Raw genomic sequence first — 6,432 nt, 5'->3', positions numbered from 1 at the left:
CAACGTCGCGACCCAGTGTTTTGACGACCCCGATGATTTCAAACGCATCGCCGAAACCCTCCGGGACATGAAGACCATCACCGGCATCGAAATCAGGGGGCTGAAAAAAGACAAGACCCCGTTCTGGATGTCCATCAGCGCCCGGGCCGTCAGCGACGACGACGGCGCGGTGCGCTTTGTCGAAGGCTCGATCATCGATATCTCGGACCGCAAAGAAAAGGAAGAGGCCGAAAAAAGACAGAAAGCCGCCGATGCGGCCAACCAGGCCAAGACCATGTTCATCGCACGGATGAGCCACGAATTGAGGACGCCCCTCAATTCGGTGCTGGGCATGACGGACATGCTGATGGAAACCCATCCCTCCGAAGATCAGGTCGAATACATCCGCATGCTTCAGTCGTCCGGTGAATTTCTGGAATCCATCATCAACGACATTCTCGATTTCTCGAAAATCGAGGCCCAGCAGCTGATCCTCGAAGCCATTCCCTTTGATCTGTCGAAAATCGTAAGCGAGGTCAAGGACCTGGTATCCGTCAGGGCCAGGGACAAGACCCTGGCCATCACCGTCGACATCGATCCGTCCATCCATCCGGTGCTGATCGGTGATCCGGTCCGGCTCAAACAGATCCTTATCAACCTGACCGGCAACGCCGTGAAATTCACCCGGGAGGGGTTCGTGGCCCTGACCGTTGAAAAATGCAGTCCGAGTCAGGCGCCGTCGGAGAGCGAGGAGATCCTTTTTCAGGTCAAAGACAGCGGCATCGGAATTCCCGAATCCAAGCTGGAAAGCATTTTCGAAAGTTTCACCCAGGCAGACAGCTTTGTCAAACGACGGTTCGGCGGTACGGGGCTGGGGCTGTCCATCTGCAAACGGCTGGTCGAACTGATGGGCGGCCGGCTGACCGTGTCAAGCCGGGAAGGCAGCGGCTCGGTGTTCTCGTTCCGGATCACCCTCAGGCGTTCGGACACCACGGCCGTATCGGCCCTGCCGGCCCCGGCGATGCTGGAGCGGCAGCTCCCTCCCCTGTCCATCCTTCTGGTCGACGACATCGAGCCCAACCGGACCGTGATTCACCGATTTTTAAAAAACACGCCGGTGACCCTTTTCGATGCGGAAAACGGCAAAGAGGCGGTGGACCTGTTTTTCTCCCGCCCCTTCGACCTGGTTCTGATGGATGTGGAAATGCCGGTCATGAGCGGTCTCGAGGCCACCCGGATCATCCGTGACCGGGAAACGGCCATGCAGCGGCCGCCCACCCCCATCCTGATCTTGTCGGCCCATGCCTTCGGGGAGCAGCGGCGCCAATGTTACGACGCAGGATGCAACGATCTTCTGATCAAACCCATCCGCAAAAACGACCTGATCAGCGCCATCAGCGCCCTGTTCGTGCCGTCCGACACCGATCGGGGCTCAATCCCCCAGTCGGATCATGGGCCGGAAACCGCCGAAAACCTTGCGCCCCCATCATCGCGCGAAGTGATCATCGACGCCATGTTCGAAGACCTTCTCGACGGTTTTTTCGCCTATTTCAAGGAATCGCTTGAAAGCATGGACGAGGCGATCCGGCAGAACAACGTCGATGACCTGTACCGCCTGGGTCACGGGCTCAAAGGGTCGGCCCGGAACTATGAATTCCACGCACTGGGTGATATCTTTTTTGAAATCGAAAAAGCGGCGGCGGACAAAAACCTCGACGACGCGGCCTTTTACCTGGCCAGGGCCCGGGAGTATCTGGACCGGGTGGAGGTCACATTTGTCGACAAAGGATAATGACATGATCGATACAGGCTTATCGTTTTCCGACGAACCCGCGGTAAAAAACCGCATCGTCATCGTCGATGACATCCGGACGGACCTGCATTACATGGGCAAGCTGATCAACGGCTTCGGCCATGAAACCCTTCTGGCGGAATCGGGCGCCGAGGCCCTTGCCCTGATCGACGGGGCCACGGATCTGGTCATTGCCGACGGCATCATGCCCGGCATGGACGGGTTCGAATTCGTGACGACCCTGCGAAAGACACCGTCCATCGCACACATTCCGGTGATCATGGTCACCTCGCTGTCGGGCCGGGACGAACGCATCCGGGCCGTGGAAGCGGGGATCAACGATTTCATCACCAAACCCGTGGACAAGGTGGAACTCAAGGTCCGGGTGAACTCCATGCTGAAAATGAAAGAAGCTCAGGACCGGGTGAGGAATTATCAGAAAGAGCTCGAACACCTGGTGGAAAAAAAGACCCGGGATCTCAATACGACCCTCCAGAAACTTCAGGCCGTCCTCAACGGCATGAGCGACTGCATGGTCACCCTCACGCCGGATCGCACGATCCTCGAGGCCAACCAGGCCTTTCTCCGAATCTCCGACGCCTCCGCCGATCAGATCAAGGGGCGCCGTTTTTGCGAACTGCTTGAAGACGACCAGATCGGTCAGTTCACCGAACTGTTCAAGGACAACCGGTCGGCCAGCGAGCGGGACATGGTCTTTCCCCAATGGGGGCATCGGGTCTTTTCCATGCTGGTCACCCACATGCGCGACGGAGGTCACATCCTGGTGATGCGCGATGTCACCGAAAAAGTTCAGGCCAACGCTCAGAAAGCACGGTTTTTGTCGATTCTGTCCCATGAACTCCGGACCCCCTTGAACGGCATCAAGGGCTTTTCCGAACTGATGTACAGCGATCCGGCCGACCTGCCCCCCGACTACCGGGAATACCTGGGCCTGATCCACGCCTGCGGCAGCCAGCTCGAAGCCATTGTCGACGAACTGCTTCGCTTCGTCCAGTTTTACAACGCCGGGGTCGAGGGCCGGGAAACCGATGTCCGGCTGGACATCCTCGTCCGCCAGGCCATCGACGCCCTCAACGAAAAAATGCAGGAACGGGGCATCACGAGCAGCCTGTCGCTGGAAGGCCCGCCGCCGATCATCCACGGCCAGAGTGAGCACCTGTATGAAATGTTCCGGCAGATCATCGACAACGCCGTCAAATTCAACCGTCCCGGCGGCAGCCTTGACGTGTCCCTTGTCACCGAAGCGGACTCGGTAACCTTCCTCTGTCGGGACCGGGGGGTCGGGTTGCCGGACAGCGCCCTTGATCATGTGTTCGATTCGTTTTACCAGGCCGAGGACTACGCGACCCGAAGCCGGAACGGCCTGGGGCTGGGCCTGACCATCTGCAAAAAAATCGTCGAACTCTACGAGGGTACCATTCGTATCCAAAATCGACCGGGCGGGGGGGCGGAGGTCCGCGTGACCCTGTCCTCCGGGCCAACTAGTTCTTGAATATCCCTCATGGCCGTGATAGATTTTTTTCCATGGACGCGGAATACATCCCTATCAGAGACCTTGCCCGCAGACTCGTTCAAGCCGCACCCGCTCCGGATTTCTACATCGAGCAGGCCGAGCCCAACCGTCTGTCGATGAATTTTTACCTGAACGACCCCACGGTGCAGCGGCTGAGAAAAGAGGTCAGTGCCCTGATGGAAGACAACATGGGGCACGGCCTTCACCATGCCGAACGGGTGTCTCTTGATGCGGGGGCCCTGGTGCTGATCGTGGCGGGCAAGGCGGGTTTGTCTGCCCGGGAGGCGGAACGGCTGCTGCTCCTGGCCCAGTGCGCCGGACTGCTGCACGATATTTTAAGGCGAAGGAAAAACCATGCCCTGGCCGGTGCCGACTACGCCGCCGAACTGCTCCCGGCCTATCCGTTCAGCCCCATGGAAATCGCTGACATCTGCCAGGCCATCCGGAACCACGAAGCGTTCAGGCCCACGGTGGGGGTGTTCACCGAGCAGGGGCTCATGCTGTCCAACTGCCTGTACGATGCGGATAAATTCAGGTGGGGACCGGACAATTTCACCCATACGGTCTGGGATATGGTCAACCAGGCCCATATCCCCCTGTCGGTTTTCATGAGCCATTTCCCCAGGGGCCTCGAAACCGTGGGCCGTATCCGGGACACGTTCCGGTCGGAACCGGGACGCCTTTACGGCCCCCAGTTCATCGACATCGGTATGGACATCGGGCACAGGCTCTTCGCCCTGATCCGGTCGGAGTATCCGTCGGCCTTTTAAACCGCCGTCAGATTTCCCGGATGCGAAGGGACAGGCCCTCCATGTCCATGATCCTGATCCGGTTGCCGTCGATGTCGATCAGGCCCTCTTCACGGAGATTCTTCAAGGCCTTGTTGACGCTTTCCCGGGTCGCCCCCACCATATCGCCCAGTTCCTTCTGGGTCAGGCTGATGTCCAGAACAATGCCGTCCTTTTCCGGCCGGCCGGTGCTTTCGGCCAGCTCCATCAGTTTTTTGGCCAGCCTCACCGAAATATTGAAAAAGCAGACATCGCCCAGAAGATCGTCGGTTTTCCGGATCATGCGCGACAGATCACAGAGAATGGTTTTCAGGGCGTTGATGTCCGACTGCAGAATGGACAAAAAGTCGTTGCGGCCCAGAACAAAAATCTCCGACGGGGTGATCGAGACGGCATCGGCCGACCGGGGCATGCCGTCAAGCATGGCCATGGCACCGAAAAAATCGTTGTCCGAAAGCAGGGTCACGATGATTTCCTCACCGACCACCGAGGGCAGCACGATCTTGATGGTTCCCGACCGGATAATGTACATGGCCTCGCCGTCGTCGCCCTTGAAAAACAACACCTCACCCGCTTTCAGCGAGCGGGGGCGCACGACGCGACTGAGTTTGCCCAGGGCCTCGGGCGACAGAGAGGCGAACAGGGGGATCTGTTTGAACACCTTCGTGAGGTCATTCATGACGACCGCCTTTTTCATCCTGTTTCCGCAGCACGACCTCGCAGAGCGTTTCAATGCCGGGCGGTAGGTCACGGACCGGTTCGCCCGTGAGCCCCGCCTGAAAAACGGCGTCGCTGAAGGGCAGGCTCGCCACCGGGGGAGCGGCTTTCATTTCCGCCCGGAGCAGGCCCTCACCCCGGGCATCGATCCGGTTGAGAACAAAGCATGAGGCGATGCGCTCTTTGTCCGCCATGGCTCGGATTTTTTCACTGAGCAGCACGGATTCGTAACTGGGATCCACCACCCCCACGATCAGATCGGCATGGGCGTCCACGCCCCGTCCGAAATGCTCGATGCCGGCCGATGTGTCGATCACGACCATATCCCGCTCGCCGATGCGAAGACGGCTCAGGATATCCCGTGACAGGCGTCCCATGGGGCAGGCACAGCCTTCTCCGGCCTCGCGGATCTTGCCCACCGAGGCCAGAAAGACCCCATCTGCTTCCGCCACGCAGTCCCTGCCCAGGGCGTCCCAGGCCAGGTCGGGCTCAAACAGATCGACGCGCTCCCCGGTCAGGGGGTCCTTGAGACGTTCCCGCATGCCCCGTTTGCCGCCCAGGCTGTCCAGAATCACCGTGGGTGCATCGACCCCGAGCAGACGGTGCAGCCCCAGATTGGATTCATCGGCATCGATCAGAAGCACCCGGTAATTTCGACGGGCCAGGGCTCTGGCCAGCATGACCGAAACCGTGCTTTTCCCACTGCCGCCCTTGCCGCAGATAATGATTTTCATGGCTTTTCCTGTTGTTTGATGACAACCGTCAGACGATCAGACCCCTTTGATCTTTCAACTGATACTTTACCCTGCGGTCTCTGTCAACCTTTCCCGCCTTGCCAAAAATCCCGTTCCGGTTTAGGGTGACGGGAAAAAAACTGTTCCATACCGACCCCCGGGAGATTGTCCGTGCTTCTTATCCTTATCATCCTCGCCGTCGTGGCGGCCATATACGGCCCAGGCCTCTGGGCGAATCATGTCCTTGCCCGCCACAACCGTGAGGAGTATTTTTCCGGAACCGGTTACGACCTGGCCCGGCTGATCCTCGACCGGGCCGGCCTTACCCACATCACCGTGGAGTCCACCGCCCTGGGTGATCATTACGACCCCGAGGCCGGGGCGGTCCGTCTCAACCCCCGTTACTGCGGAAGGCGAAGCCTCAGCGCCGTGGTGGTTGCGGCCCACGAGGTGGGCCATGCCCTCCAGCACGCCGCAGGATACCGGCCCCTGACGGTCCGGACCCGCCTTCTCATCACCGCCCGGAATCTGGAACGTATCGGCATCGGCATCATCATGGCCGCACCGGTCATCACGGCCCTCACCCGCGTTCCGGCGTCCGGCGTACTTGTTTTCATCGGAGGCGTTCTGGGCCTGGGTATGCCGCTTCTTGTCCATCTGATCACCCTGCCCGTGGAGTTCGACGCCGGCTTCAACCGGGCCCTGCCCTGCCTGTCCAGGCAGCGCCTCGTCCCCCCGGAGGATCTGTCTCCGGCCCGGACCATTCTCACGGCCTGCGCCATCACCTATGTGGCCCAAGCCCTTGCCGGTCTGCTCAACATCTGGCGATGGCTTCGTGTTCTTCGCCGCTGACGGCACAGCCGTCTTACCGACCGGTCAATTTCGTCT

6 protein-coding genes are annotated in these 6,432 nt (G+C 59.7%); 4 read left to right on the top strand and 2 right to left on the bottom strand.

Annotated features, from left to right (window positions below; all coding sequences use genetic code 11):
- The 3 genes from ACYQ11_RS09685 to ACYQ11_RS09675 form a co-directional block, all read left to right on the top strand.
- The coding region (locus ACYQ11_RS09685; RefSeq protein ID WP_459923571.1) for an ATP-binding protein at positions 1–1,771 on the top strand (1,771 nt) is incomplete at its 5' end.
- Between the two features lie 4 nt (positions 1,772–1,775).
- The gene (locus tag ACYQ11_RS09680) at positions 1,776–3,284 is read left to right on the top strand and encodes a sensor histidine kinase (RefSeq protein WP_459923570.1); all 1,509 of its coding nucleotides are present in this window, start codon (positions 1,776–1,778) and stop codon (positions 3,282–3,284) included.
- A gap of 32 nt (positions 3,285–3,316) precedes the next feature.
- Positions 3,317–4,075, top strand: a complete 759-nt coding sequence (locus tag ACYQ11_RS09675) for an HD domain-containing protein (RefSeq protein WP_459923569.1) — start codon at positions 3,317–3,319, stop codon at positions 4,073–4,075.
- 7 nt (positions 4,076–4,082) lie between these two features.
- Here ACYQ11_RS09675 and ACYQ11_RS09670 read toward each other — a convergent pair whose 3' ends face one another.
- Both ACYQ11_RS09670 and ACYQ11_RS09665 read right to left on the bottom strand, forming a co-directional pair.
- Complete coding sequence (locus ACYQ11_RS09670; RefSeq protein WP_459923568.1) at positions 4,083–4,772, bottom strand: Crp/Fnr family transcriptional regulator; 690 nt, start codon at positions 4,770–4,772, stop codon at positions 4,083–4,085.
- Positions 4,765–5,544 (bottom strand): ATP-binding protein, encoded by a 780-nt coding sequence (locus tag ACYQ11_RS09665; RefSeq protein WP_459923567.1) that lies wholly within the window; start codon positions 5,542–5,544, stop codon positions 4,765–4,767. The genes ACYQ11_RS09670 and ACYQ11_RS09665 overlap by 8 nt, the downstream gene beginning before the upstream one ends.
- Before the next feature lie 171 nt (positions 5,545–5,715).
- Here ACYQ11_RS09665 and ACYQ11_RS09660 point away from each other — a divergent pair, with 171 nt between their 5' ends.
- On the top strand, positions 5,716–6,396 hold the full coding sequence (locus tag ACYQ11_RS09660) for a zinc metallopeptidase (protein ID WP_459923566.1): 681 nt from the start codon (positions 5,716–5,718) through the stop codon (positions 6,394–6,396).
- The last annotated feature ends 36 nt before the right edge of the window (positions 6,397–6,432 follow it).

The organism is Desulfatiferula olefinivorans, assembly GCF_054657895.1.
This window is presented reverse-complemented; position numbering and strand designations above follow the sequence as displayed.

Excerpts from the sequence above, each read along its gene's own strand:
- ACYQ11_RS09680 (WP_459923570.1), top strand. The coding sequence starts at position 1,776 with ATGATCGATACAGGCTTATCGTTTTCCGACGAACCCGCGGTAAAAAAC.
- ACYQ11_RS09675 (WP_459923569.1), top strand. The coding sequence starts at position 3,317 with ATGGACGCGGAATACATCCCTATCAGAGACCTTGCCCGCAGACTCGTT.
- ACYQ11_RS09670 (WP_459923568.1), bottom strand. The coding sequence starts at position 4,772 with ATGAATGACCTCACGAAGGTGTTCAAACAGATCCCCCTGTTCGCCTCT.
- ACYQ11_RS09665 (WP_459923567.1), bottom strand. The coding sequence starts at position 5,544 with ATGAAAATCATTATCTGCGGCAAGGGCGGCAGTGGGAAAAGCACGGTT.